We start from the raw sequence: 13,887 nt of genomic DNA, 5'->3' as shown, positions 1-13,887 counted from the left end.
TGATTTCTGCCTGTCATGCAGCATCCTTGAAAAGCAGTTCACCTACTTTGAATCTTCAGGCAGCGTTTCGTTTGCCATTTTCAACGAACTGCAAGGCACTATGATGAACAAGGGGTTGTTATGGCGGCTGAAAGACACCGCCCACCATTTGTTCGGCAACGACCCCGGCACCCGTGAAATTGCTCCGATGATCGACTGGAGCATAGGCTACATTTTTCATGAATGCGTAAAGCTGAAAGAAGATGCTTACCAGCATGAGCGCTACGCACAACGATACCGTACCCTGTCGCGCAATCTGCACGGCAAGGAAGTGGAACAGCTGACTGCACCTCTGGCCAGTGTACTTACCCAGACACAGGAAAGTATGAACCGCGAGGTCCAGCGTATCCGCTTTCTGTTGGAACAAAGCAAAGTCATGCTCTGCAACTATTACGAATCACAGGCAGGCAACAGATTGCTTGCCCGCCTGCTGCATGACCGTGACACACTGGTACGTTCAGTTTTCGGCCATCACTACGATGCCTTGCTTCGCGGCATCTATGAAGACAAGCCCGAGCGCCTGTACATACAGGCGGGAGAGAGCCTTGTAGAAGGTGGCCGCTACGCCGAAGCCGCACACGCCGCGGCCATGGCTGTCAATCTGGCCCCTGAATGCGAAAAGGCAAGACTGCTGCACAAGCAGGCTGTGACCCTGCAAAATAACACGTCTCACAGGAGGGCGATCAACGCATGAGTCTGTTGCACCTGAACCGCCCGGTAACACGCTTTTCTCTGGAAAACCGTGACAATCCCGAGCTGTATCGTGATTTTTTTCCCTACTCGAAAGTCAGCAGAATAGCCTTTGATGACATTCACGTCATGCCGAGGCCTGCGGACCCCATGTTCATTACGGATACAACGTTCCGTGACGGACAACAGGCCCGCCCGCCATATTCGGTAAAGCAGATCTGCGAAATTTATGACATGCTGCATATGCTTGGCGGTATGAGCGGCCTTATCCGCGCGTCGGAATTCTTCATGTATTCCGACAAGGACCGACGGGCGATTGAAGCCTGCCGCGCCAAAGGATACAAGTACCCGCAGATTACCGGCTGGATTCGCGCCAATGAAAACGACCTGAAGATCGCAAAGGATATGGAATTTACCGAGGTAGGCATGCTTACGTCGGTTTCGGATTACCATATCCACTTAAAGCTCGGCCTTGACCGCGAAAAGGCCATGGAAAACTATCTGCGGGTCATCGAAAAAGCACTGGAATGGGGCATTACCCCCCGCTGTCACTTCGAAGACATCACCCGTGCCGATATCCACGGCTTCTGCCTGCCCTTCGCATCACGCCTGATGGAACTTTCGCGCCAGAGCAAACTGCCTGTGAAAATCCGCTTGTGCGATACCATGGGCTACGGCGTTCCTTACCCCGGCGCCACTCTGCCGCGTTCAGTGCCCCGTATCGTCCGTGCTTTTACGGATGAAGCAGGCGTACCCGGCGGCTGGCTGGAATGGCACGGCCATAACGATTTCCACAAGGTGCTGGTTAACGGCGTTACCGCATGGCTTTACGGCTGCGGCGGCGTAAACGGTACCCTGCTCGGCTTTGGTGAGCGCACGGGCAACTCGCCCATCGAAGCGCTTATCATCGAATACATTTCGCTGACCGGAGAAGATGACGCGGCCAATACGCACATCATTTCTGAAATAGGTGAATACTTCGAACGCGAACTTGATTACCGCATTCCCGACAACTACCCGTTTGTCGGCAAAGACTTTAACGCCACCAGCGCGGGTATCCACGTTGACGGGCTGAACAAGAACGAAGAGATTTACAACATCTTCGATACGCGCAAAATCCTTAACCGTGCTGTGCCCATCATCATCACAGACAAATCGGGCCGTGCCGGTGTTGCATACTGGATCAACAACTACCTGCGCGTACCTCAGGAAAGACAGGTTTCGAAAGCGCATCCTGCCGTGGGCAAAATATACACCCGCATCATGCAAGCATACGACGAAGGCCGCACCACGTCATTCTCCAATCAAGAAATGACCAAGCTGGTCAAACGCTACCTGCCCGAACTGTTTGTTTCCGAATTCGATTCGCTCAAAAAAGTTGCGCGCCAGCTGGCTTCGAGCATCATTCTCAAGCTTGCCAATGAATGCACCATCGTGCCCGGAAAAAGCGAGTACCCGTGCCTTACGGACTTTGTCCGCGAATACTCATTTATTCAGTACCTGTACCTTACTGATGCCCACGGCACACTGCTGGCGTCCGTCATTACCGATCCGGCATACAACGACAAGTATCAGGAACTGCCTATCGGATACGACTTCTCCAACCGCCAGTGGTTCCAGCGTCCGATGCAGACGGGCGAACTGCACGTTACCGACCTGTACCAGTCGCAGTTCACCGGTAAGCTTATCCTTACCGTTTCTGCACCTGTCACAGACGAAAACGACGACATCATGGGCATTGTCGGGGCAGACATCCAGCTGGAAGAGCTGCTTAACCGCAAAGCCATGCTAGAAGACAACGAAAAAGGCGATTAACGCCTCCGGCTCCGCTGTATAACACTATGCACAGCAGGAAACGATATACCTTTACAAGTGGGTGTGGCACTGCCACACCCACTTTTGCTTGCCCGCAGCACTATAGCGTACTATAAATAGTCGGTATTACCTTCCGGTTATACTGTCCGGCAGCCTCTATGCCGCGTTTTGCGCAGCAGACCACTACAGGAGAACTCATAATGCACAACTCGATACTGCAACGTCGTACAGTCAGAATACTGTTGCTCGTAACAGCCGCAGTTATGCTGGCCTTTTCCGGCGGTTGCGGCAAAAAAGTTATTGCTCCCACTACTCAGCCCGCTCCGGCGCCAAAGGGCAAACAAAAGCCGTACACGTATTCCATTAACGGCAAAACCTACACAACCATGACCTCCGCTCACGGGTATACCGAAGACGGACTTGCCTCATGGTACGGCAAAGACTTTCATGGCAGAAAAACAGCCAACGGCGAAATATACGACATGTACGGTATGACCGCCGCACACAAGCTGCTGCCCTTCGGCACCCGCCTGAAAGTGACCAACCTTGAAAACGGCAAAGTGATCAACGTGGTGGTGAACGACCGCGGGCCCTTTGTAAAAGATCGCATCATAGACCTGACATACACAGGTGCCCAGCGGCTGGATATGGTAGGTCCCGGCATTGCCCGTGTACGCATTGAATCACTGGGCGACGTGCCCACATACACCAACGGCGAAATGACAGGCCGATTCTACGTGCAGATCGGTGCATTTTCCAAACGGGACAATGCCGAAGCCTTGCGCAGCCGCATGGCCGCAAACGGAAAGCCTGCCCGTGTTGTGTTTGCAGAAGATATCGGTTTCTGGCGCGTTCAGGTTGGTTCATATTCCAAGTTGTCTGCTGCGGAAGCAGCGCGCGATTCCATGCGCGGGGAATTCCCCAACAGCTTCATTCTGGCTGACTAACAAAAATATCGCTTGATTATGAAAGGAAGTGCTCCGGCGCTTCCTTTTTCTATTTAAAGCATTGTCAAATATTTATAATTCGTTATGCTGGGCGCAAAATTTTCAAACGGAGGTCCAGCATGACAACTCATCCCCAAGCCCCTTCTGCTTCTGCTTTCCGTCTTGACGAACTAGGCAAATATGATGCGGTGGCTCTGTGCGCCTTGATCCGCTCCGGACAAATTCATCCGGCCGAAATTCTCGACACGGTTTTTACCGCTATCGAAGCACTGAACCCTGCCCTTAACGCCATCGTACACCCCATGCAGCAACAGGCGTTTAACGAGCTGCGACACGTCGCCCCTGACGCCCCTCTGGCAGGCGTGCCCTATTTGCTGAAAGACCTTGGCCCCAGCTATGCAGGCGTACCTACCCGCATGGCCTGCATGGCCTTGAAAGAAGGCTATATTCCGCAGGAAGACAGCTACCTTACTCACAAATTCAGGTCTCTTGGTGCCATACCTGTAGGCAAGTCCGCATCACCGGAGTTCGGCTTAACGGCTACGACAGAAAGCGTTCTTCACGGTCCCACGCGTAATCCGTGGGATATTCACCGCTCCCCGGGAGGTTCAAGCGGCGGTTCCGCCGCTGCCGTAGCCGCGGGCATAATTCCTGTTGCACATGGTAACGACGGCGGCGGTTCTATACGTATCCCTGCATCTGCTTGCGGGCTGGTAGGATTCAAATGCAGCCGCGGGCTTGTTTCATGGGCACCGGAGCTTGGCGAGTGCTGGGGTGCCCTTGCAACTAACGGAGTTCTGACGCGTTCAGTACGGGACAGTGCCTATGCCTTGGATGGTATATGCGGCACCGCGCCTGGTGATCCGTACCCCTTCCCCAGACCGCCTCTGCCTTTCAGTACCGAAATCAGGCGTGCCCCCGGCAGGCAGCGCATTGCTTTTGCACTGCAATGGCCGAAAGGTGCATCAAAACCATCTGACGACAGCCGGAAAGCTGTTCTGCATACAGCAGGCTTATTGGAAGGGCTGGGGCATGCGGTGGAAGAAGCTGCGCCGGACATCAGCCTTGACGAAGTAATCGATATTTTTGTGACTATTGTTGCGGCGCAGGTTCGTGTGACGCTAGGCCAGCTGCTGCCGGCAGGAGTTACGACTCCTGACAGCTCGCACGCGGAAAAACTGACTCGCCAGTTATGGGAAAAAGGCAGCCACGATACAGGCGCGGACTACGCAGCGGCAATTAACCGTATGCATATGTTAGGACGCAGTATAGCGCGCTTTTTTGAAAAATACGATGTACTGCTGACTCCTGTTTTGAACACTCCCCCTGCGCCGCTAGGGAAATACGCACTGGAGCACACGGACATTGAAGGCTACGCAGCCATGCTCCGGGACTTCATACCGTGCACTCCGCCGTACAATATGTCCGGTGCACCTGCGGTTTCACTGCCGCTTTATAAAAACTCTGAAGGTCTGCCCATCGGCATACAACTGGGAACAGCTATCGGGCGTGACGGGCTGCTGTTCAGACTTGCCGCCCAACTTGAACAGGCTGCACCGTGGCATGGATATATCCCTGCGGTGCATGTTTCGCACTTGCAGACCAGATAGACTTTGTTTGCTTCTGCAAGGTTGTCCGAAGAGGCGGGCTTGCAGAAGCAAAATACAGCCCGCTGGTTCCACCGCTGCGGTTTTTCGCAAAAGGCGTTTGCCTTCTTTATGTTAAATCCAAGCGGGGCGTTTTCTCACGTCCTTTATGTTCAGATTCCACTCAAAACAGGCCATAGCAGACACGGCATCAGAGCACACACGCTTACTGCAATGTTCGCATAATGACTACGGCACGCTTTTTCCGTATTCGCTCCTACGCACATACACTGACCGTTGGCAATACAACGTCCTGGCAGGCAAGCCCCGCCTTTTGATATTGCAGGTTACGGGACATCACAGCCGCCTGCTCCCGCGGCTCAGGCATATAAAAAAATAGCCGCCTCCTGAAGTCAGGAGGCGGCAAAAAATTCACACAAAGCGGCAAGTTATTCGCCGTTAAGCTCTGCGCGGAATTTGCGCGACAGGCGAAATACTACAACCTTGCGCGGGGGCAGGGTGATGGTTTCGTCAGTCTGCGGGTTACGACCCTTACGAGCCTTCTTGTCGTATGCTTCGAATTTGCCGAAGCCGCTGATGAGCAGTGCATGATCTTTTCTGATGGACTGCTTCATAATTCCCAGCAGCGATTCTACCACGTTTTTTACTTCTGCGCGGTTTCGCTCTGTCTGTTCGTAAATGGCATCAACGATGTCAGCCTTGGTCAAGGTCTTACCACTCATGGTATCCCTCCTGTACCCGGCTTGCCGGGTTTTTTCCTTTCAGTGTTCGCGTCCCAGGTACACACTAACCAAAGTGCCCATGGTGCGTCATATATGACTAACCCTCAGGCTGTTCTCCGCAGAGTCACATCTACATACAAGCACTCAACATTTGCACTTGTTTTGATGTAGTTTCTGAATCAAGCTGCCGGCGAAACGAAACGTTTCTCAGCGTTCCGGCATACAGTATCGCGCCATTATAAATTATATTTCGCCTGTATAAGATACAAGCAGCACTTCAGTATGATTCTGCAGGAGCCACCACGAGGTCTCCTAAATGGTTATATAAACATCCAATTCGCTTTTTTCAAGAAGATTTTGTATTTCTTTGAAAGGTTAGGCATTTTTATACGTCACGCCTTGTAAAATAATTGCGTAACCCCATAGCAATACACTATTAATCGAACTACCCTATGAGTGACATTATTTTTTCACATCCGGAGCCTGCTTCTACCAGAAGGCATATACGCCCAGTCTTTATCCCTTACGCAGGATGTCCGGGCCGATGTGTTTTCTGTTCGCAACATGCACAGACAGGCACCCTGCATATAGAGTTACGCTCCCGCTTAGAGCTGTTAGAAAGAGAGTTACTACATGCACATAACGCGGGCGAAGCTCCTTTTGAACTGGCATTTTACGGCGGCACCTTTACGGCAATTTCTCCGTCATGGCAGGAACAGTTCCTTGCCCTTGCCGCCAGATACCGTGAAAAAGGGCAGGTCTCATACGTCCGCTGTTCCACAAGACCTGATTATATAGATCTGAACTGGATTTCCACGTTGCGCAACATGGGACTGGATCTTATCGAGTTGGGCGTGCAGAGCTTCAGCAATGATGCCCTGGTACATAGCGGACGCGGATACACAGCCTATACAGCAATTGAAGCATGCAAAGCCGTCAGAAAAGCAGGGCTTGATCTGGGAATACAGCTTATGCCCGGCCTGCCGGGTCAGCACGAAGGGCAATTCCTGCGTGATATCCATACTACATGTCAGCTGCAGCCTGACTGTGTCCGGTTATACCCTTGTCTGGTCTTTGAAGGCACGATGCTGGCATCATGGTGGCGCGACGGTAAATACAAGCCGTGGAGCACAACCAGAGCCAGCACGATGCTGGGCATAGCCATGAATACTCTCTGGAGCCACAATATACGGGTAATCCGCTCCGGCGTTGCATATACCTCCTCTCTTACCAAAGATGTTCTGGCAGGTGCGTATCACCCCGCCCTTGGTAGCATGGCGCGGGGCGAAGCGCTGTGCAGTCTGGTCAATTATCACGCTTTGCAACTGGAAAATGCCCCTGCAGAACTATGGGCTCCAAAACGTTTTCAGGGAGAATTCTGGGGGCACAAAAACACACTGGTGCCCCGCTTTGCCCGCCACGGACTAAGCCGCCACAATGTCCACTGGTGGGACAAGCCATTCTTTCTGATGCATTAACACTGCAAAAACAAAAACGTGCGGAACAACATTGTTCCGCACGTTTTTTACTTGATTAGAATCGCGTCGGCGTACCTTGCTGGTATCCGGCACTATGGGCAGAGCCTGTTACCAGCGCACAGGCGGCACACCCCGCTTTTTCAGCCATTCATTGGCCTTATAAAAATGCCCGCAGCCTAAAAAACCCTTATGTGCAGAAAAAGGCGAAGGGTGCACACTTTCCAGCAGCAGGTGGCGTTTTATATCTACCAGCTCAGCCTTTTGCCGCGCATGGTTCCCCCACAGCATAAAGACCACACCCTCGCACTGCTCCGATACAGTACGGATAATATCATCTGTAACGGCATGCCAGCCCAGCGAAGCATGAGAGCCCGCCTTGGCGGCTTCCACCGTCAGTGCCGTATTCAGCAGCAGCACACCTTGTTCCGCCCAGCGGGTCAGATCTGTATCCGCACTTGCCATGCCCGCCTCTGTCCCGTTGCAGGCAGCAGCTTCTTTCAGCACGTTACGCAGTGACGGCGGCGGCTTTACACCCTGAGGTACCGAAAACGCCAGTCCATGCGCCTGTCCCGCACCATGATAGGGGTCCTGCCCCACAATGACCACATGCACATTTGCAAGGGGCGTGCGATGCAAAGCGGCAAACACCTGCCCTGCAGGCGGATACACCGTCACTTTGCTCCGCATGGCGGCTACGGCCTTCAGCAAAGGCAGATGCGCGCCTTCGCGCAGCAACGGCACAGCCTGCAACCAGTCCGCAGGGGGGGCATCTGACAAAGCAGCGTTATGAGTTGTCTTGATTCTTCGCAAAAAGCCCTCGTGCTATTGTCTGGCAGCCCAAGCCTGAAGCCTGTCAAAACATTCTGTCAATTCCGCTTCGTCCGCGCCGAAGGACAGCCTGAGATGGCCTTCGCCGGCAGGACCGAAAGAAGCCCCCGGCACAGTGATAACCTTTGCTTCTTCCAGAATGGTGCGGGCAACTTCCGCGGAAGGAGCATCCGTGCAGGTATATCGTGCCATCACATAAAAGGCGCCTTTGGGCGCTACACAGTCGAACGCCGGGGCAAGTCCGCGCATGCGCTCCATAGTCAGATCGCGGCGCCTGTGCAGCGCTTCGCACATCTGCGTCACGCAGTCCTGCGGCCCCGTAAGAGCGGCAAGCGCTGCATACTGCGAAACTGTAGGAGCACAAATGGCTGTGGCATCATGCACTTTAAGCAGTTCGTCCATCCAGCCGGCAGAAGCGGCAGCATAGCCCACCCGCCAGCCGGTAAGGGCATACTTTTTAGAAAACGAATTAATCACAATCACATGGTCGCGCATTTCCGGCAGGCTTGCAGGGCTGAGCGGCGCAGGCCCGTCATAAACCATGTAGTCATACGTTTCGTCAGAAATAAGCACCAGATTATGCTCTAAAGCAAGCTTACACAGGGCCCGCACGTCCTCATCGGCGTATACGGTGCCCGTCGGGTTGCCGGGGTTGCATACGATGATGGCTCTGGTCCGGTCGGTAATGGCGGTGCGGATAGCCTCCACATCAAGCCCCCAATCCGCATTGCGCAACGGCACATGCACGGGAAAACCTTCCGCCATCAGAATCTGCTCTGCATGAGAAGCATACCCGGGGCAAGGCAGGATGACCTCGTCGCCCCTGTCCACCACGGTAAGCAAAGCCATAAGCAGAGCTTCCATGGCGCCGACAGTAACGGCGACCTCACGGTCGGGGTCTACGCTGAAATTATTGTTCTCTGCCAGATGCTCTGCAATGGCCTGCCGCAACGCAGGCATACCGGGCTGAAGAGAATACTTTCCCGTTGCGGGGTCATCACGCAACGCTTTATACACACTCTCGATGATATGCGGAGGCGTGGCAAAGGAGGGCACCCCCTGCCCCAATGAAACGCAGCCACCGATACGGGCTGCCAGCATCGGCATAAGTTTGGTAGCGGAAATTTTTATCTGTTGTACGCGCTGTGCAACGCGACGTGTCTGGCTCATAACGAGTGCTCCTTGCAGTGGTGTCTCATGCGGCTGTCCACCGGAAATAAAAACAGCTTAGCCATAATGCTGCGAGTCAGTTATCGGTGTTAAGTAACAAAAGAGGTCACTGTTTGACCTTTTTACCGCCCCCTCAGACAACAAAATCCTGCCTGATACGGCTTGTCTCTTAAACTGCAACCGCTGGTAACTGTCCGGCAAACGCAGTCTGCCGCTGAGGGCCGCACTATAGCGCCAGCGGCTGGCACCTGCAATCAAAGCTTGCAGATAAACACATAATGCTCCGTCATTCCGACACATACTTGCGCGAGCTATGTGTGCGGGACATATCGTCAGTTGAAGTCTGCCCACGCCATGCGGGCATTACTGCCAGCTCATGTTACCATCTGACCGAGCGCACTCCTAATTATGCCTGCGTGCCGTCTCCCTTTTATTTATACCGGTCGCTACTTGTCTGAACCGCAGGCTCATGCCACAACAGGTTGTGTTACCGCCCGACATCACCTTTTTCAGATTGCCGTATAACATTTCTGCATGAAGTACACCTGCGCCATAACCAGACACGCCAGAGACTCCACCCTTCGGGACAAAGTCGTACTCCGTGCCGGAGGCAGCGAGGTCACATGGCACATCGCCCTGAAGGCTCTGGGATTCATTCTGTTCATGCAGCATAGGCCGTGCATCGAGGAAGGCGTAGGCTGGCATTACAAACCAGACCTTATAGCCTTTGATGATGAGCAGCGTATCAGCCTATGGGTGGATTGCGGCAACATTGCGGTGCGAAAAATTGACCGTGTGGCCTCATGGCTGCCACGCGATGCCGCCTTTCACATCCTTCGCCGTACAGCCAAAGACGCCCGACCTCTTGCAGCCTCCGCAAAGGGCATCAGAAGGCCTGAACGGGTACAACTTACAGCGTTTGATGCGGGCTTTGTAGACAGCATGGCCGACCTGCTGGACGTGACCAACCGTATTGAAGCAAGCGTAAATGAAGCTCATATCGCTTTAAGCATATCCAGCAGACGCGGTAATGAAGAACTTGCATCCGCGTTGCACCACCTCACCCCGTAAAGCCCCTTAAGCTTCTGCCGGCTTATTCTGTCGGGTGGTTCCCCCTGCATTATTCATAAGCAACCTATATTAGTAAGATCAGCTCCGGACAGTTCCACTTTTCCAGACACAGCATCACGTAACACCAGTCGACAGGCGGCCCTACCCCGCATAACCAAACCAACCCATCGCGAGTGACGGTTCTTTAATACAGCAACAAACAGGCACTCTCTTCTAAGAGCCGCGCATCAGGCGCCAGCCTAAAGCCTGTAACATCATCAGCAGTGCAGCCATAAAACCCTCCACGCCAGCCCCATACCCTTGTCGTTTTTGCGGGTACCAACCATACTCCCTTCTGCAACGTTCTCCATCCTCAACAACCTTCGTTATGGTTCCTCCTTTACAACAAAAAAGGCGCACCCGAATCACCACGGATGCGCCTTTATCTTTTATTGTCACTACAATCAAAACGTCAGCTTGCCGGTAAACCGCACCAGTTCGAACAGCTTTTTCTTTTGTGTTGAAACAATATGAAAATACTGATCCTGCGGAATGTAAATGTACGGCACATCCTCTGTACGGCGGTACAGAAAGTGCGACAGAATCATGCGGTTAATTGCCTGATGGCCTACAATCATAATGGCAGGCGCATTACCGGACAGGAACAGGGCTTTTTTCAACCCCCTGTCTACACGGGCTTTCAGCGTGATGTAGCCTTCGCCCTCCGGGTATTCATAATTGTACTTATCGTGCGAGCGAGCATCGAACACTTCCGGCATCCGGCTGCGGATTTCGTCATACCTCATGCTCTCGCATACACCGGCATCAATCTCATCAAATTCCGGCAGCGCTATGCGGGTAGGAGAAAAACCTTGCCGCTCCTGCCCTGCCAGCACAGGAGCAGCCGTCTGAGCGGAGCGTTGCCGTGTGCTGGTAAAAATATACGGAATAACAAGGTTGCTGAAATGCCGCCCCAGCGCGTTGGCCTGAGCAAGCCCTTTTTCCGTCAACGGCGCATCACCGCCGATACGGCCCTCCACGTTGTAAACGGTCTCTCCGTGGCGCACCAAGTACAGATTTCGTACCCAGTCGGACACAAGGATATCGCGGATGCGGATATAATGCGGAATCTTATAGCCCAAGCGCTCTTTCAGGATACGGTTATTCAGCGTATCCACCCGCAAAAAGCAGCTTTCACTCTCCAGCTCGGCGTAAATACTTTTGTAATACTCAATGCGCTTGTTAAAGCTCTGCTCCGCCTCTGCCGGCGTAAGGTTGGAAAATTCCGGCAGTCTGGTTTTCCGCTGTACGGATGCTTCCAGCAGATCAGGATCATCGTTGCAGCATTCCACATAAAGAATGGGCAGACCGCGCGCGAACTCTTCAATCATAGCTCTGCGGCCACGGCTTGCGTTGGTGGCATCCAGCACGGCTACATCACCTTCCGCTTCCAGAAAAGCCCGGGCACGTTTAATATTGATACGGGCAAGTTCTTCACGGCGTGCCCGTCCATCCTGATTTTGCGGATCATAAAACGAGGGGGCGGACGAATCGTGCCCCAGCATCTCACGGCGCAGAATCCCGTTATTAAATATGTCCACGTTCAGGCCTTCACTTTCCAGCCCTTCACGCAGCTTTGAGGCCACCGTGGATTTGCCTCTGGCAGGTAATCCCACCATTACTATGAACAGCCCGCCCATGCGCGCTCCTTTCGTGCTTGAATCTCTATGGTTGCTCTCTGCAAAGCGGACTGCCGCAACTATGAACGCATCGTCGCCATAGGCTTTATTCCGTTATTTCACACAGAGCATGGTTGCCATACGAGACAGTACCCTTCCAGACGCCCGCTGTAAAATAAACAAAGTATGACAAAGAAATAGCCGGAACAGCCCGCAATGCGGCCTTTAGCAATGCCTGCCGAAAAAGCGCGTCATCGCCGCAAAACGCTCATAATGATACGCCTCAAGTTGATCGGCATTCATACGCCATGCCCAGTTACCTTTTGCAACAGACGGCGTATTCATGCGCGAAGACGCATCAAGCCCCAGAATATCCTGCATGGGGAAAATAACAGTATTTGCAACTCCCGCCATGGCAAGGCGGGTGAGCGCAAGGTGTGCGTCTTCTTCCCGCACGGAATGTCCGGCAAATTCTCCCAGCCGGAAACGTTCTTCGTCACCGGCCTCAAACCGGAACCATGCACGCGCAGGGGCGTTATCATGCGTACCTGTATACACTACACACCGTCGTTCATGATTAAACGGCGCATCAGGGTTCTGCATCAGGTTGCCGGAAAAACCAAACTGCAAAATCTTCATACCGGGCAGATTCCATGTGGATTTCAGCTCCCGTACATCAGCCGTGATAACCCCCAGATCTTCAGCAATGATGGGTAAACTGGTAAACGCCCGCCCGAAAGCTTCGAACAGTTCCATGCCCGGAGCATCAACCCAGCGCCCGTTGACGGCGGTTTCTTCTGCTGCCGGAATTTCCCAGTAACCGGCAAAACCGCGGAAATGATCCAGCCGCACCACATCCGCCAGACGGAAATTGTGCCGCATGCGGTCAATCCACCAGCGGAAACCGTCTTCACGCATGTTGTGCCAGTTATATACAGGGTTGCCCCAGCGTTGCCCTGTCTCGCTAAAATAGTCCGGCGGCACCCCAGCCACGTAAACAGGGTCAAGGCTGGCATCAAGCTGGAAAAATTCCGGATTCGCCCACACGTCTGCACTGTCGTACGTAACATATATAGGAACGTCGCCCACCAGTTTTACACCCAGATCACGACAATATTCATGCAGGGCGTCCCATTGGCGGAAAAACAGATACTGGACAAACCGTTCGTATTCCATCTCCCGCTCATTTTCCGCGTCCCAGCGGGACAGCGCATCTGCATTGCGCCTCTTTAACGGTTCAGGCCAGTAGCGCCACTCCGCACCATCATGCCTGCGCTTTATGGTGACAAAACGTACGTAGTCTTCCAGCCAGTAGTTATTTGTCCGGCAAAACTCGGTGTAAAAAGCATCTCCGCCAAGGGTATGGCTGTTGCGTTCAAATGCAGCCCGCAAAACCCGCTCGCGGTGCTTTTCTACCCGTTCATATTCAATCTTTGTGTGATCATCATACAGAGCTTCGCCTTCTGCCACCTGAATGTCCGGCCACGAAACAACACCCTGCTGCACCAACATTTCCGGGCTGATAAGCAGCGGATTACCGGCAAACGCCGAAGGGCTGGAATACGGAGAATTACCAATAGCCGGAGACGTAGGCCCGAGGGGAAGAAACTGCCAGTACAGCTGCCCGATATTGCGCAGCAGACGCGCAAATCTGTATGCCACAGGGCCAAGGTCGCCGATACCGTAGCCGGAGGGTAACGAGGTTATATGAAGCAGTACACCGCTGGAACGCACATTCATGTGATACCTCCTGAGGCGATAACATGTGTAAAGCCTGCCTATACGGCAAAACACAACCATACCACCGGAAAAGACATTTCACATGACCATAGCACATACGTTCCGCCTCTGCCACGATAATG

The 13,887-nt window shown here is 53.3% G+C and carries 11 protein-coding genes; 6 read left to right on the top strand and 5 right to left on the bottom strand.

What is annotated here, in order from left to right; translation table 11 throughout:
* From ACK5LI_RS16720 to ACK5LI_RS16705, 4 genes are all read left to right on the top strand, one after another.
* Positions 1-733, top strand: a 733-nt coding sequence (locus ACK5LI_RS16720) for a hypothetical protein (RefSeq protein ID WP_416951485.1), incomplete at its 5' end; no start/stop codon positions are given.
* Positions 730-2,544, top strand: coding sequence for a cache domain-containing protein (locus tag ACK5LI_RS16715; RefSeq protein ID WP_416951483.1), 1,815 nt, complete (start codon positions 730-732; stop codon positions 2,542-2,544). The genes ACK5LI_RS16720 and ACK5LI_RS16715, both read left to right, overlap by 4 nt.
* A 200-nt stretch (positions 2,545-2,744) precedes the next feature.
* Entirely contained in the window at positions 2,745-3,491 is a 747-nt protein-coding gene (locus ACK5LI_RS16710; protein WP_416951481.1) for a septal ring lytic transglycosylase RlpA family protein, read from the top strand.
* Between the two features lie 119 nt (positions 3,492-3,610).
* Entirely contained in the window at positions 3,611-5,101 is a 1,491-nt protein-coding gene (locus ACK5LI_RS16705; protein ID WP_416951479.1) for an amidase, read from the top strand.
* Between the two features lie 425 nt (positions 5,102-5,526).
* Here the strand turns inward: ACK5LI_RS16705 and ACK5LI_RS16700 are convergent, their stop codons facing one another.
* Positions 5,527-5,820 (bottom strand): integration host factor subunit alpha, encoded by a 294-nt coding sequence (locus ACK5LI_RS16700; RefSeq protein WP_416951477.1) that lies wholly within the window; start codon positions 5,818-5,820, stop codon positions 5,527-5,529.
* A 452-nt stretch (positions 5,821-6,272) separates the two neighbouring features.
* On the opposite strand from ACK5LI_RS16700, the gene ACK5LI_RS16695 reads away from it, so the two are divergent.
* Positions 6,273-7,298 (top strand): elongator complex protein 3, encoded by a 1,026-nt coding sequence (locus ACK5LI_RS16695; protein WP_416951475.1) that lies wholly within the window; start codon positions 6,273-6,275, stop codon positions 7,296-7,298.
* 108 nt (positions 7,299-7,406) lie between these two features.
* On the opposite strand, the gene ung is transcribed toward ACK5LI_RS16695, so the two are convergent.
* Both ung and ACK5LI_RS16685 read right to left on the bottom strand, forming a co-directional pair.
* Positions 7,407-8,108 carry a uracil-DNA glycosylase gene (ung, locus tag ACK5LI_RS16690; RefSeq protein ID WP_416951473.1) on the bottom strand — a complete coding sequence of 234 codons (702 nt, stop codon included), beginning with the start codon at positions 8,106-8,108 and terminating at the stop codon, positions 7,407-7,409.
* 12 nt (positions 8,109-8,120) lie between these two features.
* A complete protein-coding gene (locus tag ACK5LI_RS16685) occupies positions 8,121-9,296 on the bottom strand; it encodes a pyridoxal phosphate-dependent aminotransferase (protein ID WP_416951471.1) in 1,176 nt (391 codons plus the stop codon).
* A gap of 534 nt (positions 9,297-9,830) precedes the next feature.
* On the opposite strand from ACK5LI_RS16685, the gene ACK5LI_RS16680 reads away from it, so the two are divergent.
* Positions 9,831-10,367: a YaeQ family protein gene (locus ACK5LI_RS16680; RefSeq protein ID WP_416951469.1), complete on the top strand. Its 537-nt coding sequence runs from the start codon at positions 9,831-9,833 to the stop codon at positions 10,365-10,367.
* A 443-nt stretch (positions 10,368-10,810) separates the two neighbouring features.
* On the opposite strand, the gene ACK5LI_RS16675 is transcribed toward ACK5LI_RS16680, so the two are convergent.
* On the bottom strand, positions 10,811-12,046 hold the full coding sequence (locus ACK5LI_RS16675) for a bifunctional nucleoside/nucleotide kinase/histidine phosphatase family protein (RefSeq protein ID WP_416951467.1): 1,236 nt from the start codon (positions 12,044-12,046) through the stop codon (positions 10,811-10,813).
* A gap of 204 nt (positions 12,047-12,250) precedes the next feature.
* A complete protein-coding gene (malQ, locus tag ACK5LI_RS16670) occupies positions 12,251-13,825 on the bottom strand; it encodes a 4-alpha-glucanotransferase (RefSeq protein ID WP_416951465.1) in 1,575 nt (524 codons plus the stop codon).
* Positions 13,826-13,887 lie beyond the last annotated feature (62 nt).

This window comes from Oleidesulfovibrio sp. (assembly GCF_047973035.1).
Taxonomy (GTDB): Bacteria; Desulfobacterota; Desulfovibrionia; order Desulfovibrionales; family Desulfovibrionaceae; genus Oleidesulfovibrio.
This window is presented reverse-complemented; position numbering and strand designations above follow the sequence as displayed.

What these genes read in the sequence shown, in the direction of transcription:
- ACK5LI_RS16715 (WP_416951483.1), top strand. Translation starts at nt 730, where the DNA reads ATGAGTCTGTTGCACCTGAACCGCCCGGTAACACGCTTTTCTCTGGAA.
- ACK5LI_RS16710 (WP_416951481.1), top strand. Translation starts at nt 2,745, where the DNA reads ATGCACAACTCGATACTGCAACGTCGTACAGTCAGAATACTGTTGCTC.
- ACK5LI_RS16705 (WP_416951479.1), top strand. Translation starts at nt 3,611, where the DNA reads ATGACAACTCATCCCCAAGCCCCTTCTGCTTCTGCTTTCCGTCTTGAC.
- ACK5LI_RS16700 (WP_416951477.1), bottom strand. Translation starts at nt 5,820, where the DNA reads ATGAGTGGTAAGACCTTGACCAAGGCTGACATCGTTGATGCCATTTAC.
- ACK5LI_RS16695 (WP_416951475.1), top strand. Translation starts at nt 6,273, where the DNA reads ATGAGTGACATTATTTTTTCACATCCGGAGCCTGCTTCTACCAGAAGG.
- ACK5LI_RS16685 (WP_416951471.1), bottom strand. Translation starts at nt 9,296, where the DNA reads ATGAGCCAGACACGTCGCGTTGCACAGCGCGTACAACAGATAAAAATT.
- ACK5LI_RS16680 (WP_416951469.1), top strand. Translation starts at nt 9,831, where the DNA reads ATGAAGTACACCTGCGCCATAACCAGACACGCCAGAGACTCCACCCTT.
- ACK5LI_RS16675 (WP_416951467.1), bottom strand. Translation starts at nt 12,046, where the DNA reads ATGGGCGGGCTGTTCATAGTAATGGTGGGATTACCTGCCAGAGGCAAA.
- malQ (WP_416951465.1), bottom strand. Translation starts at nt 13,825, where the DNA reads ATGGTTGTGTTTTGCCGTATAGGCAGGCTTTACACATGTTATCGCCTC.